27 protein-coding genes are annotated in these 25442 nt (G+C 59.0%); 8 read left to right on the forward strand and 19 right to left on the reverse strand.

The genetic code is table 11. The features are described 5' to 3' along the window. The first annotated feature begins 123 nt into the window (after positions 1 to 123). The 3 genes from FHT86_RS01310 (at position 124) to FHT86_RS01320 (ending at position 3693) form a co-directional block, all read left to right on the forward strand. The gene (locus FHT86_RS01310; RefSeq protein ID WP_133705068.1) at positions 124 to 1860 is read left to right on the forward strand and encodes a type I secretion system permease/ATPase; all 1737 of its coding nucleotides are present in this window, start codon (positions 124 to 126) and stop codon (positions 1858 to 1860) included. Next, a complete protein-coding gene (locus FHT86_RS01315; protein ID WP_133705069.1) occupies positions 1857 to 3296 on the forward strand; it encodes an HlyD family type I secretion periplasmic adaptor subunit in 1440 nt (479 codons plus the stop codon). The genes FHT86_RS01310 and FHT86_RS01315 overlap by 4 nt, the downstream gene beginning before the upstream one ends. A gap of 115 nt (positions 3297 to 3411) precedes the next feature. Continuing rightward, positions 3412 to 3693 carry a transposase gene (locus FHT86_RS01320; protein WP_166656720.1) on the forward strand — a complete coding sequence of 94 codons (282 nt, stop codon included), beginning with the start codon at positions 3412 to 3414 and terminating at the stop codon, positions 3691 to 3693. A 1-nt stretch (position 3694) separates the two neighbouring features. On the opposite strand, the gene FHT86_RS01325 is transcribed toward FHT86_RS01320, so the two are convergent. Then, positions 3695 to 4414 (reverse strand): LuxR C-terminal-related transcriptional regulator, encoded by a 720-nt coding sequence (locus tag FHT86_RS01325; RefSeq protein WP_133707037.1) that lies wholly within the window; start codon positions 4412 to 4414, stop codon positions 3695 to 3697. A gap of 1400 nt (positions 4415 to 5814) precedes the next feature. Between FHT86_RS01325 and FHT86_RS01330 the strand changes: the two genes are divergently transcribed. From FHT86_RS01330 to FHT86_RS01345, 4 genes are all read left to right on the forward strand, one after another. Further along, entirely contained in the window at positions 5815 to 6093 is a 279-nt protein-coding gene (locus tag FHT86_RS01330) for a hypothetical protein (RefSeq protein WP_133705071.1), read from the forward strand. Beyond that, positions 6090 to 6458: a DUF1476 domain-containing protein gene (locus FHT86_RS01335; RefSeq protein ID WP_133705072.1), complete on the forward strand. Its 369-nt coding sequence runs from the start codon at positions 6090 to 6092 to the stop codon at positions 6456 to 6458. The genes FHT86_RS01330 and FHT86_RS01335 overlap by 4 nt, the downstream gene beginning before the upstream one ends. A gap of 320 nt (positions 6459 to 6778) precedes the next feature. Beyond that, on the forward strand, positions 6779 to 7651 hold the full coding sequence (locus tag FHT86_RS01340; protein WP_133705073.1) for a transglutaminase family protein: 873 nt from the start codon (positions 6779 to 6781) through the stop codon (positions 7649 to 7651). Positions 7652 to 7744: 93 nt separating this feature from the next. Continuing rightward, positions 7745 to 8551: a transglutaminase-like domain-containing protein gene (locus tag FHT86_RS01345; protein WP_133705074.1), complete on the forward strand. Its 807-nt coding sequence runs from the start codon at positions 7745 to 7747 to the stop codon at positions 8549 to 8551. A gap of 59 nt (positions 8552 to 8610) precedes the next feature. On the opposite strand, the gene FHT86_RS01350 is transcribed toward FHT86_RS01345, so the two are convergent. The 16 genes from FHT86_RS01350 to FHT86_RS01425 form a co-directional block, all read right to left on the reverse strand. Continuing rightward, positions 8611 to 9798 (reverse strand): acetate/propionate family kinase, encoded by a 1188-nt coding sequence (locus FHT86_RS01350; protein WP_133705075.1) that lies wholly within the window; start codon positions 9796 to 9798, stop codon positions 8611 to 8613. A gap of 252 nt (positions 9799 to 10050) precedes the next feature. Next, on the reverse strand, positions 10051 to 10176 hold the full coding sequence (gene cydX / locus FHT86_RS01355; protein WP_133705076.1) for a cytochrome bd-I oxidase subunit CydX: 126 nt from the start codon (positions 10174 to 10176) through the stop codon (positions 10051 to 10053). Positions 10177 to 10197: 21 nt separating this feature from the next. Next, the gene (gene cydB, locus FHT86_RS01360; protein WP_133705077.1) at positions 10198 to 11352 is read right to left on the reverse strand and encodes a cytochrome d ubiquinol oxidase subunit II; all 1155 of its coding nucleotides are present in this window, start codon (positions 11350 to 11352) and stop codon (positions 10198 to 10200) included. A 5-nt stretch (positions 11353 to 11357) separates the two neighbouring features. Next, on the reverse strand, positions 11358 to 12959 hold the full coding sequence (locus tag FHT86_RS01365; RefSeq protein ID WP_133705078.1) for a cytochrome ubiquinol oxidase subunit I: 1602 nt from the start codon (positions 12957 to 12959) through the stop codon (positions 11358 to 11360). 83 nt (positions 12960 to 13042) lie between these two features. Beyond that, positions 13043 to 14734, reverse strand: coding sequence for an amino acid ABC transporter ATP-binding/permease protein (locus FHT86_RS01370; RefSeq protein ID WP_133705079.1), 1692 nt, complete (start codon positions 14732 to 14734; stop codon positions 13043 to 13045). Next, entirely contained in the window at positions 14731 to 16485 is a 1755-nt protein-coding gene (cydD, locus tag FHT86_RS01375; protein WP_133705080.1) for a thiol reductant ABC exporter subunit CydD, read from the reverse strand. Before cydD ends, FHT86_RS01370 begins: the two co-directional genes overlap by 4 nt. A 3-nt stretch (positions 16486 to 16488) precedes the next feature. Beyond that, a complete protein-coding gene (locus FHT86_RS01380) occupies positions 16489 to 17064 on the reverse strand; it encodes a GbsR/MarR family transcriptional regulator (RefSeq protein WP_133705081.1) in 576 nt (191 codons plus the stop codon). A gap of 189 nt (positions 17065 to 17253) precedes the next feature. Next, positions 17254 to 17664, reverse strand: coding sequence for a universal stress protein (locus tag FHT86_RS01385; protein WP_133705082.1), 411 nt, complete (start codon positions 17662 to 17664; stop codon positions 17254 to 17256). A gap of 276 nt (positions 17665 to 17940) precedes the next feature. After that, positions 17941 to 18468: an arsenate reductase ArsC gene (locus tag FHT86_RS01390; protein WP_133705083.1), complete on the reverse strand. Its 528-nt coding sequence runs from the start codon at positions 18466 to 18468 to the stop codon at positions 17941 to 17943. A gap of 177 nt (positions 18469 to 18645) precedes the next feature. After that, complete coding sequence (locus tag FHT86_RS01395; protein ID WP_133705084.1) at positions 18646 to 19059, reverse strand: DoxX family protein; 414 nt, start codon at positions 19057 to 19059, stop codon at positions 18646 to 18648. A 177-nt stretch (positions 19060 to 19236) separates the two neighbouring features. Then, a complete protein-coding gene (locus FHT86_RS01400) occupies positions 19237 to 20031 on the reverse strand; it encodes a polysaccharide deacetylase family protein (protein ID WP_133705085.1) in 795 nt (264 codons plus the stop codon). 157 nt (positions 20032 to 20188) lie between these two features. Further along, on the reverse strand, positions 20189 to 21424 hold the full coding sequence (gene arsK, locus FHT86_RS01405) for an arsenite efflux MFS transporter ArsK (protein WP_246779356.1): 1236 nt from the start codon (positions 21422 to 21424) through the stop codon (positions 20189 to 20191). Beyond that, on the reverse strand, positions 21421 to 22128 hold the full coding sequence (arsH, locus tag FHT86_RS01410) for an arsenical resistance protein ArsH (RefSeq protein ID WP_133705086.1): 708 nt from the start codon (positions 22126 to 22128) through the stop codon (positions 21421 to 21423). The genes arsK and arsH overlap by 4 nt, the downstream gene beginning before the upstream one ends. After that, positions 22121 to 22543, reverse strand: a complete 423-nt coding sequence (arsC, locus tag FHT86_RS01415; protein ID WP_133705087.1) for an arsenate reductase (glutaredoxin) — start codon at positions 22541 to 22543, stop codon at positions 22121 to 22123. Before arsC ends, arsH begins: the two co-directional genes overlap by 8 nt. Further along, a complete protein-coding gene (locus tag FHT86_RS01420) occupies positions 22540 to 23223 on the reverse strand; it encodes an MIP/aquaporin family protein (protein WP_133705088.1) in 684 nt (227 codons plus the stop codon). Before FHT86_RS01420 ends, arsC begins: the two co-directional genes overlap by 4 nt. Further along, on the reverse strand, positions 23223 to 23579 hold the full coding sequence (locus FHT86_RS01425; RefSeq protein ID WP_133705089.1) for a helix-turn-helix transcriptional regulator: 357 nt from the start codon (positions 23577 to 23579) through the stop codon (positions 23223 to 23225). The genes FHT86_RS01420 and FHT86_RS01425 overlap by 1 nt, the downstream gene beginning before the upstream one ends. 42 nt (positions 23580 to 23621) lie before the next feature. On the opposite strand from FHT86_RS01425, the gene FHT86_RS01430 reads away from it, so the two are divergent. After that, a complete protein-coding gene (locus FHT86_RS01430; protein ID WP_133705090.1) occupies positions 23622 to 24149 on the forward strand; it encodes a DUF6428 family protein in 528 nt (175 codons plus the stop codon). Positions 24150 to 24211: 62 nt separating this feature from the next. Here the strand turns inward: FHT86_RS01430 and FHT86_RS01435 are convergent, their stop codons facing one another. Together FHT86_RS01435 and FHT86_RS01440 are read right to left on the reverse strand one after the other, a co-directional pair. Then, positions 24212 to 24373 carry a hypothetical protein gene (locus FHT86_RS01435; RefSeq protein WP_166656709.1) on the reverse strand — a complete coding sequence of 54 codons (162 nt, stop codon included), beginning with the start codon at positions 24371 to 24373 and terminating at the stop codon, positions 24212 to 24214. Positions 24374 to 24572: 199 nt separating this feature from the next. Next, positions 24573 to 25271 carry a hypothetical protein gene (locus FHT86_RS01440; protein WP_133705091.1) on the reverse strand — a complete coding sequence of 233 codons (699 nt, stop codon included), beginning with the start codon at positions 25269 to 25271 and terminating at the stop codon, positions 24573 to 24575. Positions 25272 to 25442 lie beyond the last annotated feature (171 nt).

The following is a 25442-nucleotide window of genomic DNA, read 5'->3' on the forward strand; positions in this document are numbered from 1 at the left end:
TTATGCCAGCCGGCCCGTGGATTCGGGTCCTGAGGATCGCCGGTTCCGACTAGCGATCCTCGTATTTATGACGATTCGATTAAGCATTCGCCTTGTCATAATCCAGAGTTGCGAGATCTGATGATGCCGACGAGTCTTGCACAACCCCAGCGTCCGCAGACTCAACTGGTCATGGCTCTTCGGGCCTGCGCCGGAGCCTTCGGCTTGGTTTTCCTCTATAGCTGCGGCTACAATCTCTTTCTTCTCGCGCCTTCTATCTATCTCTTACAAATATATGATCGGGTGCTGTCGAGCCGTAGCGCCGATACGCTGATCATGCTGACGCTCATCATCGCCGTTGCTGTTGTGGTGGGGTCCACCTTGGATATTGTGCGCAGGGCAGCGCTTTCGCGCATCGGCAGTTGGCTGGACCACCGATTGCGCCCGTACGTTCTGAATGCGTCGTTCGAATATGCATCCCGCGCCGATAGCAGCGTGGCGGCCGATTGTTACCGCGACCTTGCCTCGCTGCGCCAGTTCCTCGATTCGCCGGCAAGTGCGCTCCTCTTCGATGTCCCCTGGGCACCGGTATTTTTGATGCTGCTCTTTCTCGTCCATCCCTTGCTGGGTGCGATCGGCCTCATTAGCGCAGTCGCTCTTCTGGCGCTTGCTCTGCTGACGGAGTTGGCGACGCAGCAACCGATCGCGCAAGCGAATCTCGCGCTGTCGAGGAGCTACGTGCGGCTTGCGACGGCCCTTAGATATATTCAGGTGATCCGCGCCATGGGGATGCAGGACGGCGCGGCGCAAATCGTCTACCGCGATGCCGAGGCGGCAAGAAGAGCGCAGGACACCGCCATGCATCGGACCGAGATCATTTTGGGATTCTCGAAATCCATCAGGACGTTAACGCAAATTCTTGTCATGGGAGCAGCCACGTGGCTGGTTCTCGGAAATAATAGCAGTCCGGGAATCATCTTTGTCGCTAGCCTGCTACTCGGCCGCGGCCTTGCGCCGGTCGAGGGCGCGATCGGCGCGTGGCGCTCGTTTGCGTTTGCTCGAAATTCCTTCAATCGTCTCAACAAGATGCTGATCGTGGTTTCTTCCGAAGACGATGCGCGAACGATTCCCACCCTAGAGCCCAGCGGTCTTATCCTGGACAATGTCAGTTATGTTCTACCGTTTGCCGATCGGCCCATATTGAAAGGCGTCACGTTGCGGCTTGCGCCAGGTGATTGCGTTGCGCTCATCGGCCCGTCGGGGTCCGGCAAGTCGACGCTTGGCCGTGTCATGGCCGGCGTCCTGCGCCCCACGACCGGATGTACGCTCCTGGGCGGCGTCGACATATCGGCGCTGCGCCTCTGCAGCAATATGCATCATGTCGGCTATCTGCCGCAGGATATAGAACTTTTCGGCGGAGCCATTAAGGACGTCATCGGGCGACTGGATGGCACGGACCCAGCCAAGGCTATCGAAGCGGCAAAACTAGTCGGATTGCATGAAACGATCATGCGGCTGCCGCAGGGATATGAAACCGACATCGGCGATGGGGGAAGCTTGCTGCTTCGCGCTCAGCGGCAGCAGCTCGGATTGGCGCGAGCCGCCTACGGAAATCCTGAGCTTGTGGTGCTCGACGACCCAAATTCCAGTCTGGATTATGATGGCGAACGCATCTTGTTCAACGCGATCGAACGAATGAGATCCAGGCGAATGATCGTCGTTATCATTACCCACCGGATGGGCGTCTTGCCCGTCACCAACAAGATCGCCATCATCCGCAATGGCATGGTCAATGCGTTTGGAGAGAGCGAGCAGATATACGATACCTACCTTCGCCCTCCGTCGCCGACACCGACCTTGGAAGGAAAGGCTGCGCCATGACTGCTCTTCCTTCCGGCGCTTCGGCCAAATTTGTAAATACGTTAAGCCCAAGCAGCCGACCTGCCCAAAGATTGGAGGCTGCCAAGAAGCTCCTGAGCTATTCACCGGTCCTTGATGCGGATTTCACGAGGTTGGCGCCGCCGTCGCCGATGCCGGTGCTGCGATCGGTGAAGCGGACGGGCAACCTGTTGATCTGCGTGTTTGTCCTCGGTTTCGGAATATGGTCTGCCTTCGCCCCTCTCAAGAGCGCTGCAATTGCCGCCGGTGTCGTGGAACCAGAGTTTAGTCGCAAGACCATCCAGCATCTGGAGGGCGGGATCATCCGGCAAATACTCGTCAAGAACGGCGATACCGTCACTTCGGGGCAGGTTCTGATCGAACTCGACGATACGAAATCACGTTCCGACCGCGACAGTATTCAGGGACAGCTTTGGGACGCCGAGGGGATGCACGCGCGCCTGCTTGCCGAACAGAGCGATAGCGACCAGGTCACCTTTCCACAGGACCTCCGCGCGTTGATGAACAGTAATCCCGTGGTCAAGGCCATCATCGTCGGGCAGCAGACGATATTCGAGACGCGCCGTCAGGTCATGCAGTCCGAAATAGCGATCACGCAGGACAAGATTAGGCAGGTCCAGCAGGAAATCATCGGGCTCGGCGCGCAAAAGGCCTCGCTCGCCGACAGGGCCGAAATCTCGCGGCAGGAGTTAGAATCGGCCGCGAGTCTCGTCACCAAAGGAGCGGAGAGGAAGGGCAGAATTTTCATTCTGAACCGCGAGAAGGCTGACATCGAGGGTCAGGCCGGCGAAGTGGACGCTCAGATATCGCGCGCATATCAGGTGATCAGCGAGGCGCAGGGCAATCTGGTAAAGCTGCAGAGCGATCGGTTAAATGAAGTCGCCCAAGGTCTGCGCGACACTGAAGGCCAGATCCTGCAGTTGAGCGAACGTCTGCGGGCGATCGACGATCAGCTTGCCAGGACCGAAATCCGGGCTCCTGAGGACGGGGTGATCATGGACCTGCGCATTCACACGGCAGGCGGCGTGGTCGGCGCGGGCGAACCGCTTGTCGATCTGGTGCCGCGCGACGCCCCTCTTGTGATATCGGCACATGTACGGCCGGAGGATATCAATTTGGTTCGCCCGGGGTTGGAAGCGCAAGTTCATCTTCTACCTTATAATCAGCGGCGGGTTCCGCTGCTAAAAGGTACAGTGGACTATGTGTCCGCGGATCGCCTTGTCGATAAGCAGACCGGTCAGGCCTATTATGCGGCGACGATCCGTGTGACAGACGAACGGTTGGCGAAGATGCACGATGTCGCACTGGTTCCGGGCATGCCCGCCCAGACATTGATCGAAACGGGCAAGAGCAGTGTCGCGTTTTACGCAATCAGACCGCTTCTGGATAGCTTCAACAGAGCGTTTCGCGAAGACTGAAGCGAACTCCGAAGCATACGGCTTGGAAATGCGACGCGAATATGGATTGGTACTCCCACCATTCCTTCCCGGCGCCTTTGAATTTCTAGCATGTCGCCGTCGAAGGGACGCAGTGATGGGTAAGAGAAAATTCAACGACGAACGGATCATGGACATTCTGAAGGAACATCAGAGTGGCATGACGGTGACGGATGTCTGCAATAAATACGGGATCAGCGAGCCGACCTTCTATCGGTGGCAATCCCTGCAGCTCAAGAATGTCGGCTTCGACGTCAAGAGGCTGAGGGCTTTGGAGGAGGAGAACCGAAAGCTCAAGAAGCTGTTGGCCGAAACCATGCTTGCAGCGGCGACGTTGAGCGAAATGCTTGAAAAGACATCCAACAAGGAAAGCGCGTAGTTTATGATGCCGTCGCATCATGCCCGTTGGTTAGCCGATAGCCCAAACGGGCGACCACCTCGGTTCGGTTCTGCACTTGCAGCTTGCGCATAATATGCTGCACGTGCATTTTCACGGTGTGGCCTGACAGGTTGAGCTTTCCCGCGATGACTTTATTCGAGCAGCCGCGCTGCAGCTCGGCAAGCACATCCGCTTCGCGCGGCGTGAAGTCGGCAAGCTCCGGGCCATGCGCACGCGCCTCTATCACCCTTTGATCGCCATCTTGAGAGTCGGTGTGCCTGGTTGAGCCGTTGGTAAGCATGTCCAACGGCTGCGGGCAGAATATACCGCCTGCAAGAACGAGCCGCAGCCCGGCAAGAGCGATCTCTATGGGAATGGAGGTCGTGAAGAAGCCGCGAATGCCCATTTTCAGCGCCTGAGACGCGATTGAAACGTCATCCGTACTCGATAGCAGTGCGACGGGCGCGTCGGGAAAGCGTTCCGCGATCGCCGTGAGATCATCAAGCAGACAAGCACTCTCAACACTTCTGCCCGCCAAATCCAGAGCGATCAGACGAACATCCATTCCAAGAGCCCTATCAAGACTCTCAGTAGAGACCATATCAACAAAATCCCAGCCGGCGAGTTCGTGCTCAAGAAGCTTCACGATAGTCGTGCGGGCAAGTGTATGGTGGTCTATGATGATCACCGTCGGCGCATCGCGACCTATTCGGCGTTTCATTCGTGAACTGATGGACACGTGTCGCCCCCCAAGGATAAATGCGTTCCATCTCGGCGCGAATATTATACCCGTTATTGTGTCATGTCATGATAAAATGGGGATTAATCCGGCCGCAACCCAATGTGGCGAGATGTAGGGGTGCCCTAATCACAACCATCCGGAGCGGCGCTAAAAACCCATCAATTGTCGGGGGTGCTTGCTGCGCCTTTTCAGGATGCCGTTGCCTCGGATATCGGCAACCTGAAGGAGGTGATGGCAGTCGCGAGACAGCACTTACCGCGATGTGAATTCGAGGTGATTGATATTGAAATATAACGCGTGTTCGGACCGTCCGGCGTAGTCCTGGCGAGCAGGTGACTTCAAGAGCGGCAGGATCACGCATCCCGGATCCGCGTCCAATCCAAAATTTGATGGTGAGGGAGGCTGCGGTTCAAACGCCGTATGGATGGTTTATGCGAGCTAGTCATCTTGCTCCAGTCGTCGGAGAGATATCCTTTGCGAGCAACCTGGATTGCGTGCTGGAAGGTAAGAATCCAGGCCCACCCTCTCAACAAGCCTATTAAACTTTGATCGATATCCGATCAATTTATCCGTTGAGGCCGTGTCGGTCTTTCTCTCTCGATGCGGAGAGCTTTCAGAAGCGCGGCCTTTTCCAGGCGCTCGTCTACTTTACCAGTCGTGATCTCGCGAAACACGGTGTCGGTTTTCTCGCTCATCCCACAATGAGAATGTCCTCTGACTTTCAAAGTTCGACGATTTCCATCTCTGGTCATTGTGATTAAATCCTATGTCTTGAGGTCTGAGAGCATTATCCTGGCCCGCCGATGTGCAGTGCCATCGACTTACCGGACTTAACGGGAACGCTGTTCTCGTTTGCCCCAGCTATCTTCTCCCAAAAGAGGGAGCGGATATGAATTCGGCTGTGCTGCTGGAAAATAGCTGGTCACGGAAGACAGCGTGTCATCCGCCATGGGCTCGGGTTTGTGGTTCCCAAGCAGCAGTGCCCATATAATGATTGCCGATGCTGCACCGTGCGCTCTTTTCGGATGCAGTGCAACATCATTCCGCAGCAAGCATTGATGCCACCTTGAGCAAGCCAATGTTCAGGGGCCAATGCGAGGCGGGTCATCAATGCATTACGCATGGAATGATCTGATGTCGGAAGGAGCCGCGGACGCATTTCTGAGCCATGTGGCGCCCCAATAGGAACTTAATCTAAGCGTATAGTGTTTCATCGTTTGGTTGAGATGGCATCGCGGTAGAAGAGTCGCCTGGCCCATCATCTTTCCGAATTTCGATGAGATGCGCCCGCGTCGCCGGCAAGAGCGATGCTGCGGGTGTGTTTTCCATTTGTCCTGCATCGAGGCAGGTCCCGGCTCGACCCTTTGGAGGTCTTCGCCATGTCAACACGCACGACCGAGACTGTTGTCCATTTCTCGTTGCCGTTCAGATTGCCCGACCTGGATGAAATTCAGCCGGCCGGTGATTACAAGATCGAACAGGATGAAGAACTGATCGAAGGCCTATCACGGCTAGCGTACCAGCGCGTCGCAACGTTTATTCATCTACCGGCGATTTCCGCCGACACAAGGACGCGACAAGTTCTGAAGATCGATCCGAATGTTCTTGAAAAATTGTTGGGCGCGGCGGCGTTTCAGCGAGAAGGCGGTGCGATATGACCGCGCTCACAGACCGCGAGAAGGCATTGGAGGAAAAGTATTTTCTGGATTTCGAAATGGCCTTCAAGGTCAGGTCTCGGCGCGACAGGCTTTTGGCGCAGTGGGTCGCGGGCCGGATCGGTCTCGTCGACGTTGAAGCCTACGTCGCAGAAATCATCAACGCGCGAATGACTGGAGGCAACGACAAAGGCGTGTTGGATAAAATTCTTACGGACGCTCAGGCTGCAGGTACGAAGCTGGTCGAGAGCGAGTTGCAGGAAAAAATGCAGGCGCTCATGCTTGTCGCGGCGGGGCAGCTTGAAGCTGAAAATCGTCGCGTAGGTCCTTTGGTTAGCGGTTCGCCGGAGCTTGGGGGAAACCTATAGTCGCCAGCGACACTGCTGGACACGGCATATGCCTTCCGTTTGTAGGCAAAGGAGTTCTCAAATGAGATTTGAAATCCTCTCAAAGTTCCGGACAAACTCCATAATCTTCTTCATCGAGACTTCCATTCTCGCATCCCTGTTGTTCTCAGCAGTCATCATAGCGCAGCGCGCAATATCCTAAGTTCTCACGTTCGCGAGAGGAGATATTCGACGATTCGCGTCTCGTGCGGCAGCGGTGTAGGATTGCGCTCGCCCAGCATTTTACGGCTCGTCAGGAGCGAATGACCATTTGGCGACGGCAGAGCGGACAGCATCATCTCATGACTCTCTTTTCCGTTCGGCATATCACGACATACCGCTACTTCCGTGAGGTTGCGTTCGGGGAGCACAGGCTGATGTTCCGGCCTCGCGACAGCTTCGATCAGCGCTTGATTGGGGCATCGCTGGTGACCGACCCACAGCCTCGCCAGGTGCGCTGGATCCATGATGTCTTCGGCAATTGTGTTGCGATCGTCGATATTTTCCGTTCGGCTTTAACACTTCGATTCGAGTCATGGATCACGCTCGATCATACGCCGCAGGTCGGTTTGGATCTTAAAATCGACAGTGCGGCTTTGAACTATCCCTTCAGCTATGATGAGGAGGAGCTTCCGGATCTCGCGCCGGCGATGCTACGCCACTATCCGGATCCGAATGATGAGGTCGGGCGATGGGCGCGGCAGTTCATTCGCCATGGGCGGCCGACCGAGACCGGGCATCTGCTCATGACGCTTTGCTATGCCATTCGCGAAAGCTTCTCCTATTCGCGTCGTTCCGAACACGGGACGCAGACGCCGCTCGAGACCCTATTGCTTCGCTCCGGGTCCTGCAGGGATTTTGCTTTGCTGATGATGGAGGCCGCGCGCGCCCTCGGTCTCGCAGCTCGGTTTGTCACGGGCTACATCTATGTCCCGGACCGCGATGGCTCCACGACCCTTGGCGGTGGTGCGACGCATGCATGGTGCCAGATCTATCTTCCCGGTGCCGGTTGGGTGGAATTCGATCCGACCAACGGTATCGTCGGCAATCGGGATCTTATTCGTGTTGCGGTTTCCCGCGATCCCAGTCAGGCAGTTCCATTGAGCGGCAGTTTTGATGGAGAGGCGGCCGACTTCGACACCATGACCGTGCAGGTGAATGTAACAACCGCATAGGCGCGCCCATGAAGTCGTGCGCTTGGGGAACCGTCCATCGTTGACGGCGTTCAGCAATAGGCTTCGAGACGGAGTTTCAACAAGGAACACACGATGAAAATACGCGCTGGGTTTAATATCGGCTATGAGTGCATACAGCCGACGCCGATGCTGCTCGTCTTGAACATTCACCCCTCCCGCCGCGTCGATCTGCTCGGTGAGCAGGTGCTGATGTTCGACCAGCCGATCGAGGCATTCAGCTATACCGATGTCTTCGGCAATGCCTGCAGCCGGATCGTGGCACCGCCGGGGCCGATCACGATTTCCACCCAGTTCGAGATTTACGACGACGGACAACCCGACGTCATCCCCGAAAGCGCTGTGCAGCATGCCATCAAGGATCTGCCGAATGACGTTCTCGTATTCCTGCTGGGCAGCCGCTATTGCGACACAGACAGGCTGGCAGATTTCGCCTGGGCGAAGTTCTCGTCTACGCCGCTCGGTTGGTCCAGAGTTAAAGCCATCTGCAATTTTGTCCACCATCACATCACATTCGATTACATGAAGGCGGATGCGCTGAGGACAGCCTATGGGGGCTTCACCGACAGGATCGGCGTCTGCCGCGATTTCGCGCATCTTGCGATCGCGCTCTGCCGATGCCTGAATATCCCGGCGCGGTACTGCACCGGTTATCTCGGTGATATCGGCGTGCCGGCGGACCCCAATCCCATGGATTTCAGCGCATGGTTTGAAGTCTATCTCGGAGGTCACTGGCATACGGTCGATGCGCGCCACAACACGCCCCGCATCGGACGGATTTTGATGGCGACGGGGCGCGATGCCACCGACGTCGCCATGTCGACCGCCTTCGGCCCTGCAACACTTTCACGCTTCGAAGTAATCACCGAGGAAGTGCGCTAGAGCATCCCGCTTTCAGATGGGATCACGTGCAAGCGGGTAAGATGCTCTAGATTCAAAAATCATCGTTCCCGCGGCAGGACCGATATGGCTTCGTCGGCAATGACCTGTTCCTCGTCGGTCGGAATGACAAAAACGCCAATCCGGCTGTCTGCGCCGCTGATCGCGGTGGCGTTCTCTGCATTGGCGTCGGAGTCGATCGTCAGTCCGAGCCAGGCAAGATGTGCACTGATCGCCGCACGAATCTCCGGCTGGTGCTCGCCGATGCCGGCGGTGAAGACGATGCTGTCCAGGCCGCCGAGTGTTGTAGCCATCCGCCGGACCTCGCCGGCGACGCGCAAGCAAAACAAGTCGATCGCCTCTCGTGCTTCCGCACGCGGGTCCTTTAATAGGTCTCGCGTGTCGGCGCTGATGCCAGAGACGCCGATCAGACCGGATTTGTGATAGAGCATGTCTTCCGCATCTTTTAGCGTCCTGCCTTTCGGCCCAAGAAGATGCAGCAGCACGCCGGGATCGAGAGCGCCGCAGCGCGTCGCCATCGGAATGCCGTCCAGCGTTGAAAATCCCATGCTGCAATCACGGCTTTCACCCTTGTCGAGGGCGCAGAGGCTGGCCCCGCTGCCAAGATGGGCGACTACGACCTTGCCGGCGGCAGTGTAGGGGATATGACGCCGCAGCTCGGCGGCGATGAAAGCATAGGAAAGCCCGTGAAAGCCGTAGCGTTTGATCCCCTGATCATGCAGCGCGCGCGGCAGAGCGAAGCGGCGGACGAGATCGCTCTGCGTTGCGTGGAAGGCGGTGTCGAAGGAGGCGGTCTGCGCGAGAGCTGGTCGCAGATGCCTGACTGCGCGGATCAGGCGCAGCGCCTGCGGCTGGTGCAGCGGCGCAAGCGCGGTCAATCCTTCGATATCGCGGATACGGGCTTCGTCGAGGGGCACCGGACCGGTGAACAAATCACCCCCATGGACCACACGGTGACCGATGGCGCTCAATGTGGACATGTCGAAATGCGCGCTGAGGATGCCAAAAGTTTCGTCGACGACCTGGTGCAACTGTTCGCCAGCATCCGTGTGCAGAGAGCGATCGAGGGTCGTTGGGCCTTGCGTCAGATGAAAGGTGAGGGGGCGGCGGCGGAAATCAATCAGTCCCTTGCCGATGCGGCGGGCTTTATCTGCCTTGGTCTCAAACAGGCCGATTTTGACCGTCGATGATCCGGCATTGAAAGTCAAAAGCAGGTTTCCGTTCGCCATGGTGCCAGCCTCATCAAAGGAGTATCTGTCAATAGAACGAGATGTGAATGCACCGCCGTGCACAAAGCGAGGGCGGGGTGCCCTCAAACTGGAATCACGGCGGCGAAAGGCATTCAGCTGCCGTTTGTTCCATCGTACCTGGGCCGCTAGAGCATCTTATCCGCTTGCAGGTGGCCTCACCTGAAAGCGGATAAGATGCTCTAGCCCAGGCGCGACGAAAGCGCCGCGCCTGGGCAATCTGAAAGATCGACCTTAGGGAGCCTTCTTGGCCAGTTCTTTCGCCTTTGTATTGTCCTCGACGATTTCATACCACATTGCATTGAGGACGGCGAAGGCGGCGGCAAGGGGAAAGCCGAGGAGCCAGGCGAAGTACCACATGTTCTTTCTCCTTTTATCAAATCAATAGGCGTGACCGCTCTTGTCGTTGACCGTGTCGGCGTCGATCTTGCCCCACAGCACCCGGTAGACCCAGGCGGTGTAGAGAAAGATGATCGGCAGGAAGATCAGCACCACGACCAGCATAATGAAGAGCGTCATATGACTGGACGATGAGTCCCAGACCGTGAGGCTGGAGCGCGGATCGAGCGAGGAAGGCAGGATGAAGGGGAACATCGAGACGCCGACCGTCGAGATGATGCCGACGACGGCGAGTTCGCTAAAGATCAGCGGGGCTGCTTCACGACGGGCGAGCATCGACAGAAGAGCGCCGATTGCACCGAGGAAGCCTAGGATCGGAGCGATCATCATCCAGGGATGGCTGCCATAGTTAGCGAACCAGGCACCGGCTGTGGGATCGACGGTCTTCAAAAGCGGATTGGACGGACCGATCGGGTTGATCTCGCTGGTGATGCGATAGCCGTCGATGCCGTACCAGAGGGCGAGGCCACCAAGAGCGAAGAGCACGATCGTCACGAGCGCCGCCAGGCTGCCATATCTGCGGGCCCGCTCGGCTACGATGCCGTTCGTCTTCAACTGCAGCCATGCCGCGCCATGCATGGTGAGCATGGCGACGGAGAGTAGGCCGCAGAGCAATGCATAGGGATTGAGCAGGCCGAAGAACGAGCCCTCGTAATAGATCCGCATGTCGTCGGCGAAGCGGAACGGCACGCCTTGCAGGACGTTGCCGACGGCGACGCCGAAGATCAGGGAAGGAACGAAACCGCCGATGAACAGCGCCCAGTCCCATCCGGCCTTCCAGCGAGCGCTCTCGCGCTTGGAGCGGTATTTGAACGCTACCGGCCTGAGGATGAGCGCGAAGAGGATCGCGAACATCGCCAGATAGAAGCCAGAGAAGGAGACCGCATAAAGCGGCGGCCACGCGGCGAAGATGGCGCCGCCGGCGAGGATGAGCCAGACCTGGTTGCCTTCCCAGGTCGCGCCGATCGAATTGATGGCGATGCGCCGCTCGGTATCCGTCCTGGCGACGAAGGGCAGGAGTGCGCCGACACCGAGATCGAAGCCGTCGGTCACCGCAAAGCCGATCAGTAAGACGCCGAGCAGCAACCACCAGATGACGCGCAAAGTTTCATAGTCGATCAATTCATGCAGGATCATGGTCGTTACTCCGCAGCGGGAACGAGGGTTTCGGAAACAAGGTCGGCTTCCGGCTCGTCGTCCGGTTCCGGGCCCTTGCGAATGGCCTTCACCATCAGGCTCATCTCGATGACGATCAGCACGGTGTAGATCGCGGCAAAACCGAGCAGGGTGAGAAGCACGTTGCCAGCGCCGAGATTGGAGACGGCGGCGGCGGTCGGCAGCACGCCTTCGATGACCCAGGGCTGGCGGCCGAACTCGGCGACGATCCAGCCGAACTCGATGGCAACCCAGGGCAGCGGGATGGCAAAGACGGCGATTCTGAGCAACAGAGGATAACGGTCGAGCTGGCGGCGGGCCGAGAGCCAGAAGAAGGTTGCCGTCAGCAGGATGAAGAACATGCCGAGACCGACCATGACGCGGAAGGTCCAGAAGAGGGTGGGCACGTTCGGAATGGTATCGCGGGCGGCCTGATCGATCTGCGCATCGGTCGCCTGGCGGGGATCGTCGACATAACGCTTCAGAAGCAGGGCGTAGCCGAGCTCATGGCCGATATCTTCGAAAGAGGTGCGGGCCTGCTGGGTGGACGTATCCTGCGCTGCAGCACCGGCAACAGCCAGCTGGCCGGCTCGGATCTTCATCAGCGCGTCGTAGGCCTTGATGCCGTCGCGGATACGGGTCTTGGCCTGCTCCTCAAGCTGGTTGATACCGGGGATTTCGGTCGTCAGCGAACGGGTGCCGATCAGGCCCATGACCCACGGGATATGCACGGCATAATGGGTCTCGCGTGCTTGCTGATCCGGAAAGCCGAAGGCGGTAAAGGCGGCCGGCGCCGGCTCGGTCTCCCACATCGCCTCGATCGCCGCGAGCTTCATCTTCTGATGCTCGGTCGACAGATAGCCGCTTTCGTCGCCGAGGACGACGACCGATAGAGCCGAAGCAAGGCCGAACGAGGCGGCAACCGTCATCGAGCGCTTGGCGATCTCTATGTGGCGGCCCTTCAGCATGTACCAGGCTGAAACGCCGAGCACGAAGATCGAGGCGCAGACATAGCCGGCCGACACGGTATGGACGAATTTCGCCTGGGCGACCGGATTGAAGACGACATCGAAGAAGCTGGTAATCTCCATGCGCATCGTTTGCGGATTGAGCGCCGAGCCGACCGGGTTCTGCATCCAGCCGTTGGCGACGAGGATCCAGAGGGCTGAGAAGTTGGAGCCGAGCGCGACTGCCCAGGTGGCAACGAGATGTCCGACCTTGGAGAGCTTTTCCCAGCCGAAGAAGAACAGGCCGACGAAGGTTGCCTCCAGGAAGAAGGCCATGAGGCCCTCGATCGCCAGCGGCGCGCCGAAGATGTCGCCGACATAATAGCTGTAGTAGCTCCAGTTCATGCCGAACTGGAATTCCATGACGATGCCTGTTGCGACGCCAAGCACGAAGTTGATGCCGAACAGCGTGCCCCAGAATTTGGTCATCTGGCGCCAGATCTGCCGTCCGGTCATCACATAGGTCGTCTCCATGATGGCAAGCAACACGGAGAGGCCGAGCGTCAGCGGCACGAACAGGAAGTGGTAAAGCGCCGTCATGGCGAACTGCAGGCGCGATAGCGCCACGATGTCGAGTTCCATAGTGTTTCTCCCACGGTCCCACGGGGTTTGGTCGGTATGGCGCGCTATCAGACGCGCCGTCATTGCACTGTCAGTTTGCCGCCTCAGTCCGGTCGCAGCCGGTCCAGGATGGCATCGAATTCTTGTTCGCCGCGCTGCGCCGTCGCTGTAATGCGGCCATGTTCGAGCATCGCGATACGATCGGCGATCGCGGCTTCACGGCGGATATGCGTAGCGATGACGAGGCTGCGGCCGGCGGCTTTGGTGGCGATTTCTCTCAACACGGCGCGCGCGGTTTCGCCATCGAGCCCCTCGGTCGGTTCGTCGAGCAGCCAGAGCGGTGTGTCGCGCAGGAAAAGCCGGGCAAGCGCGAGCCTGCGCGATTGACCACCTGACAGGCCGATGCCGCCTTCGCCGAGGCGCGCCGAGAGCCCTTTCGGTAGCGCCTGGATATCTGCGAGAAGATTGGCGGCCTGCAGCACGTGACGGAGCTGCTCGTCGCTTGCAAGCGGATCGGCGAGCAACAGGTTGCCGCGGATCGTATCGTCGAAAAGCTCCGTGCGCTGCGTCAGCATCGTTGCCCTGAGGCAGGCGATCGTGCCGGAAGCCGGAGCGATTTCGCCGGCGAGCAAAGCCAGTATCGTGGATTTTCCGGCGCCGCTGACGCCGACAAGCGCAAGCCGCTCGCCGGCAGCTAGTGACAGGGAAAGGCTCTCCACGGCCGGATGCCGTGCGTTCTCGTAGGACGCGCTGACAGCCTTCAGCTGAAACGCATAACCCTGAGGCGGTTGCCTGATCTCCGGGGCCACGCCTTCTGTGGCCAGGCGCGGGGCAATGCGCTTGGCGGCAAGCAAGGTGCGGCCGAGCTCCAACGCGCCACGGCGCAGTGCCGCAAAAGGTTCTGTCGCGGCGAAGGCGACCAGCAAGCCGAAGGCGGCCGCTGGAGCGCCTATAATGCCCTGTTTGGTCAGCGTAGCGACGGTCAGAAGCGTAGCTGTCAGAAGAAGCGTGGAGACGAGCGAAAAGCCGACGCTGACGGCATTTTCGATCCTGTTCAATTCATGGTCTGCTTCGGCCAGCCTCCGGTCGGCATCGTCGATGGCGATGCGTTGCGCCCGCAGTTGGCGGGTCATGGCGAGCTCCGTCTGACCGGCGACCAGATCGATGACACGCGCGCGGAGCGCTTCCATCGCATGGGCACGGCGGCGTCCGGGCTTCATTGCCATCCGGCCGGCGATCAAAGGAATGCCGAGGCCGGTGGCAACAAGCCAAAGGCCGACCAAAATACCGAAGAGCGGCTGCATCAGACCCAGTGCAACGCCGATGGCGAGAGCCGACAGCAGGGCGACGCCCGCAGGCAGCAACACCCGCAGGTAAAGCGAATCCAGCGCATCTATATCGGCAGTCAGCCGGAACAGCAGTTTGGCCGGGCGACGCATCATGGCCGCGGCGTTGCCGGGTGCTGCCCAGCCGCGAAAGAGCCTTTCGCGCAATGCCGCGAGAACGCGCAGGGTCACGTCATGGGTCACCAGCCGCTCGCCATAACGCGCTGCCGTGCGGCCGATGGCGAGCAGGCGGATGCCGGCCGATGGTGCGAAAACGTCGAAGACAATAGCGCTCGTCGCCGAAATGCCGGCAAGCGCGGTGGCAGTGATGAACCAGCCGGAAAGGCCGAGCAATCCGGCACCGGCTAGCACAGCCAATGCCGAGAGCGCTGTGCCGAGGCAGAGGCCGCGTCCACGCTCGGCTTGAAACAGGCGGATGACCGGCAGAAGCGTTGTGAGGCTCCGTTTCATGCGGCAATCCCTTTGCGTTGCGTTTCAAGATGAATGATGCGGTCGAGGCGCGCCGCAAGCCGCGGATCATGGGTGGCGACGATCAGCGTCCGGCCCTTCGCCAGGGCCAGCAAAGCCTCGGTCACATCAGCCGCGGTCGCGGCGTCGAGGTGGGCCGTCGGCTCGTCGGCGATGATGATGCCGACGTCATGGTTGGCGGCCACGCGGGCCAGTGCCAGCCGCAGCGCCTCACCACCGGAGAGGCCAAGGCCGCCTTCGCCGACTGCGGCAATCTCGTTCGCAGCAATCACGCCGTCCAGGCGCACCGCGCGAAGCGCATCTTCGATGGCGCCATCGTCGATATCGGCACGGCCAAGACTGACATTTCTCTTCAGGCTGCCGGAGAAAATATGCGGCCTCTGTCCGATCCAGGCCATGCGACGGCGAAGGGCGCCGGCGTTGTTCTCGGTTAGTGGGACGCCGCCGATTCTGATCATGCCGGTTTCCTGGGATGCAAGCCCTGCGATCAGGGACAGGATGGTGGTCTTGCCCGAACCGCTGGCACCCCAAAGGGCAATATGTTCTCCGGTCGCGACGTCGAGACAAAGATTGTCGATCACCGTTGCAAGATCAGGCGCGTGGCGGAAGACCAATCCGTCGATCTGCACGGAGGGAGCCGCAAGCACGGCTCGTGCGTCGTCGGGGTCAGGCTCATCGCTACCGAGAATCGCAGATCCGTGCGAGGATAGGGCGTCGAGTGCTGCAAGCGCCGCTTCGCCGTTGGCGCGATCGTGCCATACGGTTGAGAGTTCGCGCAGAGGCTCGAAAAAGGACGGCGCGAGCAGAAGGATGAAAAGGCCTTGCGTAAGAGTCAGCTGGCCGTGCCACGTACCGATATTGATCGCACCCAATAGGCTGAAGCCGATATAGACGGCGGTTGCGGCAACACCGAGAGCGGCGAAGAGCTCCAGAACGGCGGAGGATAGGAAGGCGATCTTCAATACAGCCATCGTGCGGTTTCGCAGCGAGTCCGCATCGGCACGCAACCGCACGGCAGTGATGTCGACGGCGCCGAGTGCCCGGATCGTTGCAAGGCCGCGCAGGCGGTCGAGCAGAAAGGCGTTGAGACCGCCGGTCTCGGCTAGCTGCTTTTCGCTGGCCGCTTTGGCACGCCAGCCGATCAGAGCCATGAAGACAGGAATGAGCGGCGCTGACACAAGCAGGATAAGCCCCGCAACCCAGGAAACCGGGAGGATGCAGGCGAGAATGACTAGCGGTACGGCGCTTGCCTTCATTCGTACCGGCTGGAAACGGGCGAGATAGGGCACGACCGCCTCCGCCTGTTCGCCGACGACGCTTGCGGCGAAACCGGAGGCCGGCTTGCCAATGTCGAGGGGCGATCGGGCTGCAAGTGCGGCAACGGCTAGGTTGCGCCGCGATGTAAGCTCGTTTCTGGCCGTGCGGAAAGCGATGCGTCCGCCGGCGGCATCGATAGCGGCGCGAATGATGCCAAGTGCCAATATGGCAAGCGCCGCAAGTACCGCGTCGATTGTGTTACCACCATCGCTTATGATGCCGACGCTGAGGGCCAGAAGGGCTGCCTGCGGAATCCAGACCAGCGCTGCAGCGGTCTGCAGGCTTGCGGCAAGCAAAAGCCCAGCCGGCTTTTGCTTCCGGGTTGCCCGATCTCGCTTCGCGGCCGGTGCAGCTTCAGGCACCGCCGCCTGTGTTTCTTCCGGAGTGATGTCGGGATCGAAGAAAGCAGCCGTCATCGTTCAATCCTCTTTCGCCGTCTTGGAACGGCGGCGGCCGAGCGAGACGACGCGGTCCTTGGTCTCCAGCAGCTTCGTTACCTTCGAGCCGAGCAGCAGCAGAGTCGCAAGCCGCTCGGTCTCCAACTGCCTGACGTCTTCATACCAATTGGTCAGCCGCTCGATCAGGCCGTACATTTCGCTCATCCGCCCCTGGGCATGGCGCTCGGCATCGCTTGCCGGCTGTTGCATCAGGATTTCGCGCAGCATCGAAAGCGTCGGATCGACCTCGCGCTTCTTGCGCTCTTCGGCAAGCGTGCGCAGGATCTGCCAAACATCGTCCGGCGTCGTGAAGAAGTCGCGACGGTCGTCGGGCTTGTGCCTGAGAAGCACAAGGTTCCAGGTCTGCAATTCACGCAGGCTCATTGAGACGTTTGAACGGGAAATGCCGAGCGCATCAACGATCTCCTCCGCGCAGAGCGGTGTCGGAGAGACGAAGAGCAGGGCATAGATCTGTCCGACGGTGCGGTTGATGCCCCAGCGCGAACCCATTTCCCCAAAATGAAGCACAAAGGATTGTACGAGAGGCGGAAGATTCATGGTTGTACCCCATTGTCAGTGATTTCAGAAATTTCTGAAATCACTGTAAGTCATCTTGCCCTATTTGCAATCGACGTCTCACCCATGCGTCAATCTGCGCGAGCAAACTCTCGAGCGCCGCTTCCATTGCTTTCCCAAGGGACCATCGAAAGACTGGGCCCCGCTTCAGAAACAAGCGCGTGTTTGCTCTCATCCGCGCTCCACCAGGACGGAGCATTTCGCATGCCGCACAATCCGGTCGGCGGTTGCCCCCAGGAAATAATTCGAAAGGTCCGGAATATGGGAGCCGACGATGATGAGGTCGGCCTTCCTCTCTTCCGCAACCGCGAGAATGGCCGTTGCCGGCCTTCCGGTACGGATATTGACCATTGCCGAGATCGCCATGCGGCGGCAGAGATTCTCGAACTTTTCCTGAGAGTCTCTGATCGCGTCGGTAACGACCTCTTGCGGTAGGTCGGCGAGATAGCTCGGTACCTCCTCGACGACGTGCACTACATCAATCTCGCCACCGTCATCGACCAATGCTGCCGCCCGTTTCAGGAGCCGTTCGCACTTCTGCAACTTACCTATGTCAAGGGCACAAACAATTCTCCGATACATACGATCTCCTTACGCCGGGCTAAAAGCTCACCGGGTTTTCTATGCTGCGATTATGCCGGATATGGAACGAGCGAGCTTTGACCGAAATCAAACCTGTCGCTCGATCAACCATCCCTGCCAGGCTGCGAGTCAACCTACTGTCGAAATGCGCGACGAGATCATGAAAGCCGCAGCCAATCATTTGAAGGGGCACTGGAGAAGTTCCGCCAACAAACTTTCCAACGATGTCGCGCCCGATCGCTTGTTAGTCTGCTGTCGCAGCAATCCGGAAGAATATCACTCCGCCTCGGCTCGCGATGTCGAGCCTTCCATCTGGCCGATCTCGTGCAGATGCGCTTCCAGTGCCAGCCGGTCGATCGATGCAATCGGAAGGTTGACCAAGAGCATGATCCGATTTTTCAGATAACGGGCGGCTTGCGCGAAGGCACGACCTTTGTCCACGTCGGAGCCTTCGACAGTGGAAGGGTCCTCGATACCCCAATGCGCGGAAGCGGGATGTCCGGGCCATATCGGGCAGACTTCACCCGCGGCTTCGTCGCAGACGGTGATGATGAAATCCATATGCGGTGCGCCCGGCTCGGCGAAGACATCCCAGCTCTTCGAACTGAAGCCGGAAGAAGGATATCCAAGGGCTTCAAGCGTTTTGATGCTCCAAGGATTTATCTTGCCCTTGGGATAGCTCCCGGCCGAGAAGGCACGGAAGTGGCCTTTGCCTTCGGTGTTCAAGATCGATTCGGCAAGGATCGAACGGGCGGAATTGCCCGTGCAGAGGAATAGAACATTGTAGACGCGATCATCGCTCATTGCGGCTTCTCCCCCCATGTCGTGTGTAACGCAGGTGACGGTCACGGCAGCTGATGCGCAGTTTCCCGAATGGCTGCGGCGCAGTCCCTCTTCAGGACGCGCGCCAACCGCCGATCGCAGCAGCAACTATACACTACAAGGCGAGAAGTGCGTCACTCTTGAAGAAAACGGCTGCGATCAGATGCCGGTCTCCGATCGCAGCATGCCGACACGAACGGCCAATCTTTCTCCAGGACCGTGAACCGCGGCAAACAGCAGGCCGGCGAGGAAAGTGAAATGATCGATGAAGAAGCCGAATTCGGCTTGATTGCCGCTCCAGCGGCTTGGTCCGTGGAAGCTGAAGGCGAGGAAGATGACGTAGATTCCTGCAAGCAACGCCGCCTCCGAGAAGAAGGCCCCCGTCAGCAGGCAGATCGCAAGCGCGCTTTCGAAGAAGGCGGCGATCCAGGCGAGGAACAGCGGCAGCGGAAAACCGGCCGAGGCAATATAGCCCGCCGTCGATTGCATGTCCGCGAATTTGAAGGCGGCGGCCATCACGAAGACGGCGCCGAAGATCAGTCTGCCAAGGCAGATTGCGATTGTTTTGCCCATGTTGAAATCCTCCGTTTTTTCAAGTGTTCGGCGATCCACTATTGCCGTATCGCCGTTCTCGCCCAAGGACGGAGGATAGTCGGCATTTCCGACACGGCATGCGAATGTTTTTGCATTGCCGGTTAGATTGCGTGATCCGAACTCTCATGATGCCCGGTCCGTGCAGTTGTCGCGAAATTACTTGGCCGATGAGCGAACGGAAATTCCGGTATACGGGTTTGGATCATATTGTTTTATGTCGCCAAACGCATAGCCGCGTTGCTTCAACTGCTGGATGAGGGACTTGAGTTTTCCCTTGCCGTCGAAACGATCCTGAAACATCTCGTCATGCATCAGCAGGATCATCTCATTGCGTTTCATGAACCTGCCATAGGCGAACAGATGATCGATTTCGCTGACTAGAAGATCGACGGATTGTACCGGCTTGCCGTCGCTCGAATGCGCCCATTCGAAGTCCCATCCGTAGATCAGGAACTTCATCGCGGCAACATAGTCGTAGTCGACCACTTCGCGCTCGTAGTGGGCGGGATCCATTGAAAGATCGTCCTTGGAATAATCGATCAGGCGAAAGACGTCGCGTCCGGGCAAACGGGCGTAGACCCAAGGCGTCAGGCCAAGCACGGTGTTGGCCTTGAGCATATCCGCTACGACGCCGTCGGTGTTGGAATAGTAGTCTCTGTAATGATTGTTCGCATGACTATAGCTGTGATTTCCAACCGTGATCAAAGGCAGCGCCTTGGCACGCATCAACAGCGCCCTTTGCTCACCGCCGGATTCGACATGCAGCCCGACCATGAACATCGCTGCCGGCACCTGCTCTTCGGCAAGGACATCCAGAACATTCGCCGTCCCCGACAACGGGCCGTCATCGAAGGTCAGATAGATAATCCGCCCGGCCGCATCGGCGCATAGGGCGCTGCAAAGCAACGCGAGCGCGGACAGTATAGTGCGAAGGTAATTCCCAATGGACATGGATGGCGCCCCCCGTTTCTTGGCCCTTATCGCATGTCTATAGCGGCTATTCCATTAAGACTGCCTTATATTCTGCTCTTCGAGTCGGGGAACTGGCGCATGCTTCGTTCCGTGAACCGCTCTCGCCGCGCAGCGGCGGTCGGCCCACTCAGCGGGATCAGAGCGGGTCAGATTTGGGCTCCAGCCGGCCAATGCCGAGGAACGCCGCAATGGATATAGAGCCAAGCGCACCGGTGAACATGAGTGCCGCCGGAACGCCGATGTTTTCCATCATGAAGGCCATTGCGAAAGGGGCAGCCGAGGAGACGACGAGGCGGACGGCCAACACCTGCCCTTGGCGTTGGCCGTAGCCGTCGCTGCCGAAGAGGGCGAGGGTGAGGGTTCCCTGCACGATGCTGTTGAGGCCGGAACCGAGGCCGAAGAGGACTGCGAAGGCGAGGGCGCCAGATAGAGATGGCGCGGTCAAGGTGAGCAGTGCGACTGCACCCGGCATCAGCACGGCTGAGATAAGCGCCAAGGTCAATTGGGAGAGGTCGCGGCCGAAAATCATGTTGGTGAACCGGCTGAGAACCTGCGACGGTCCGAAGAGGGTGCCGACGGTGACGCCTGCACTGCCGAGACCGATGGCCGAGAGCATCGGTACCATATGGGCGAGAACGGCTGCGTTGACGAAGCTTTGCAGCGCAAAGCCGGTCACCATCAGGAGGAAACCTGTCATCCGCGCCGCGGGAGCCAAGCTGCCGGCGACGGCCCGCTCCGTCTTCGACGTGTCGCTCTTTCGCGTTTGCGCGAGGCCGCCCGATAGCCAGGCATGGATCGGCAGGCAGAGGAAGAGGTTGAGGGCCGCATAGATCAGGTAGACGTTCTGCCAGGACATGTGCGCATTGAGGGCGCTGGTGATCGGCCAGAATATCGTGGAGGCAAAGCCGGCAAGCAGGGTCAGATAGGTGATGCTGCGCTGCGCAGTCCGGGGGCGGATTTGCACGAGCAGCGCAAAGGCGGCGCCATATTGCACGAGGTTCGAGGAGATCTGGACGGCGATCAAAGCAACGACGAACACCGTCTTTCCCGGTGAGAAGGCGCAAGCGGTCAGCGCAAGGGCCGCAAGGATCGAGCCGATCGTCAACATGCGCCCCGCGCCAAACCGATCGATCCCGCGTCCGGTCCATGGCGCGGTCAACCCGCCGATTAAAAGGGCGACGGAGAGGGCACCGAATATCCACTCGTTCGACCAACTAAAATCTTTCGCAATGGAAGGGGCAAGAATGCTGAAGCTGTAATAGAGCGTGCCATAGCCAATATTCTGCGTCAGGCCGAGGGCTAGGATCACCGCAACCGGGACGCGCTCGACGTCGGGTTTTAGGGCGGCGCCGTCCATGACATTGGAGCTCATATCGATTTCAAGTCCACCCGCTGTTCCAGCTTTTCGGCCTCTTCCCTGCGCTCACTGTAGCGATTGGTGAGGTAGTCTGAGATATCGCGCGTCAACAGCGTGAACTTCACCAATTCTTCGCAGACATCGACCACGCGATCATAGAAGGAAGACGGCTTCATGCGGCCTTCAGCATCAAATTCCTGAAATGCCTTGGCGACCGAGGACTGGTTCGGGATAGTGACCATCCGCATCCAGCGGCCAAGGATGCGCATCTGGTTGACGGCGTTGAATGATTGCGATCCGCCCGACACCTGCATGACCGCCAGCGTCTTGCCCTGCGTCGGCCGAACGGAGCCGACGGAAAGCGGTATCCAGTCGATCTGTGTTTTCATGATGCCGGTCATTGCGCCATGGCGCTCCGGGCTGATCCAGACCTGCCCTTCCGACCATTCGGAAAGCTGACGCAATTCCTGCACCTTGGGATGTGTGACCGGCGCCCCATCCGGCAGTGGCAGACCTTCGGGATCGAAAAGGCGGACCTCGCAGCTGAAATGTTGGAGCAGGCGGGCGGATTCCCGTGCAAGAAAGCGGCTGTAGGACACCGTGCGTAACGATCCGTAGAGGATGAGAATGCGCGGCGGATGTGTGGAAATCGGTCGACGCAGCGCTTCCCGATCGGGCGAGCGCAAGTGCTCCATGTCGGCGGCCGGCAGATCAGACAATGCGCTTGCCCTCGCCGTCGAGCACTTTTTCTCCGTCTTCCTTGGTGAACGTGCCCTTGTGCGTATTCGGCAGGATGTCGAGCACAAGTTCGGAGGGACGCGACAGCCTGGTGCCGAGCGGCGTGATCACGAAGGGACGGTTTATCAGGATCGGATTGGCAAGCATGGCGTCGAGAAGCTGCTCGTCGGACAAGGCAGGATTGTCCAGACCGAGTTCGGCATAAGGCGTGTCTTTCTGGCGGATGGCTTCGCGGACGGTCAGGCCGGCATCGGCAATCATCTTGACCAGTTGTTCGCGCGAGGGCGGCGTTTTCAAATATTCGACGACCGTAGGTTCGATGCCGGCATTGCGGATCATCGCCAATGTATTGCGCGACGTGCCGCAGCCGGGATTGTGATAGATGGTGACGTTCATGATTTTGCCTCCGTGGAGTTGTTGGGCCGAAGCAGCCAGGTCATGAGAAGGAGGGCCGAGACCGCACCGATCAGCTCGGCGATGATGAAGCTGGGCAGATCGGCGGGGCGGATGCCGGCGAATGTGTCTGTCAATGAGCGGGCCAGTGCTACGGCCGGATTGGCGAATGAGGTGGAGGCCGTGAACCAATAGGCGGCGGTGATATAAAGCCCGACCAGCCACGGTACGGATTTTTGCTGAAAACGGATGCCGGCGAGAATGGTGGCGACCAGCCCGAACGTCGCCAGCCATTCGGCAAACCATTGGCCGCCGCCGGTGCGTACCTTTGTCGACAACTCCAGAACGGGATGGTTGAACATCAGATGCGCCGCCATGGTGCCGACGATGCCGCCGATGATTTGCGCAAGGACATAGCCGCCGAGATCACGCCTGGGTAATGATCCCGTCAAAGCGAAGGTGAGCGATACCGCCGGATTGAAATGCGCTCCGGAAATCGGCCCGAAAATAGTGATCAGCACCACAAGGATCGCGCCTGTCGCGAGTGTGTTTCCGAGTAAGGCGAGGGCCGTGTCCTGCGTCAGCGATGTAGCCATGATGCCGGAGCCGACGACGGTCGCAACGAGCAGCGCGGTGCCCAAACTTTCGGCCACCAGCCGGCGCGGCAGATCGAAGGAGGACATTATTGCAGTTTCTCCCCGTTACCGGGTGCGCAGCAGGCTGCGACCGCAGCAGCGGGCGCGCAAATCTCCGGGTGTCCGTTGCAGCAATCCTCCATCAGAAAGCGCACCAGGCCGCCAAGCGCATCATAATTGGCGCTGTAGACGATCGAGCGGGAGGCGCGCTGCGCCACAATCAAGCCGGCGCGTTCCAACTCCTTGAGATGAAACGACACATTGGAGGGAGAGACCTCCGCTCTTTCCGCAATCGCGCCTGCCGCCATGCCGCCGGGGCCTGAAACGACCAGCATGCGGATGATCTGCAGGCGGGTCTCCTGCGAGAGGGCGCCGAAGGCACCGAGGGCTTGACGTTCATCCATATTTCAATAATCCTTGAATCATTGAAATGAGGATTAACGCAAATGGACACGTTGAACAACTCAAAAATTGAGAATGACGACATCACCCTCGGCGAGCTTCTGAAGGCGCTCTCAGGTGCAAGGGATTTGCCGCTGGTGTTCCACTATGACGGGCAACCGGTAAAGGCGGGTTATCATGTGACCGAGGTCAAGGCAGGCCAGTTCTCGGCACTCGATTGCGGGGCCAATCCGGAAGCCTGGACGGAACTCTTCGTGCAATTATGGGATATCGACGAAGGCGGCCGCACCCATATGCCGGCCGGCAAATTCGCGGCCATCATCCGCAAAGTGTCCGATCATGTCTCTCTCGACGACTCGGCCAAGCTTACCTTCGAAGTCAGCGACGGTGTGAGGCCGATGCAACTTTATCGGGCAGCACTTCCAGCGTTGCGGATGGCCCAAGTCCATATCGACCTGTCGCCACGGCCGGCGAGCTGCAAGCCACGCGACCGCTGGCTCGCCGAGCAGGACCGAAAAGTGGCTGCCGCTTGTTGTGGCCCGACTGAGCAGGGTGGCGGTTGCTGCAGCTAGCGATGCGCCGGCGCGAAGATGCTAAGGTTCGAACCGGCGAATTTGATAGATATGTGATTCAGTTATGAAAACCGATCACGCGGAGCCGCACGGGGAGGGTGCGCCTGGGCGGCGTCCAGGCTGTTGAAGAGTTCTTGAACGAGCTGCGTTATCCGCTCCGGGGATGTTCCTTTGGCGCGTTCTTCTTCGATCCGGCGTCTGACGAGCATTTCCAAATTCGACATGTCTCTCACCTCAGTTATCCGGCGCAATAGAAGTGTCACGCTCAATGGGCGGAGAGGCAAGTTACGGTTTGTTCATGGATGTTTGGTGGAGCGATGCTTGGAGGGCTGGATAGACAGTGCCTGCCGTCAGTTCCAGCTGGCAGGTAGATTCTGCGTCAAGCTGGGAAGCGCTGTTCTTAGGCAGGCTACCGTCGCTTGCCTATCGGCGCCCAAAGCCGAGCATACGGCCAAAGACGGTGGTTTTTCGGGACGCCGTCGTCCTCGGCCAGAATTGAACACGGGCATCCTTGGCGCGCGGTCCTTCAAGCTGTGCCAAATTGCCGGCCGCGTTCTTTCCTATCTCGCGAACGTAGTAATGCTGACCTTGGGTGCCTGGTTTCGGGAAGGAATCGATCGCCCCGGTATACCCAAAGAAGGAGCATGACCGGTAACCGCGAGAAAAGAGTTCATCGGCTACGAGTTGCGCGAAAGCAGTCCCAACAAAACCGGGCATCATATTGGTCTGCCCGTCCGGCAGCGTGCTCGAGCCGGTCTCGGCACTGTGGCAATTGAAGAGTTTAATCTTGCCGTCATAGGCTTTCGGAAGGCCGGCTTCGATGAGACGGTCGGCGAGAAGTTTGCTGTTGACGCGCTCTCCGCCGCGACCACCTTCGATCGAGTCCATGCCGGCGACGCCGTGCCCGCGGATATAGATCTGACCTGTGCTCATAGATGACAGGAATGGGTCGCGTACGCCCGACTGCCACCAGACCGCAACCTGCGCTCGACCTTTCTGCAGTTCATGATCAAGGGCCAACTGCACTTTGTTGAACCCCCCTGGCATCGTACCATACTCGTTCTGAGCGAAGACAAAACGTTCGTGCTTCGGATCGAAGGGAAGGAAGATTAGCTTGTTCATGAAATGGACCTCGAAGTCGTGGCACCCGCTGTGTGACGCGAGCGCCTGATTTTGCTCTTCCGAAAAAATGAAACGCCGTGCCGACAGGGGTGTTTCAAAATCGATCGAAAGGGTTACAAGTGTAGCGATCTTGGGGGACGCAGGCTGACTGCGCCTATGCGATACGCGGCA

The sequence above is a fragment of the Rhizobium sp. BK313 genome, from assembly GCF_014193655.1.
Lineage (GTDB): Bacteria > Pseudomonadota > Alphaproteobacteria > Rhizobiales > Rhizobiaceae > Rhizobium.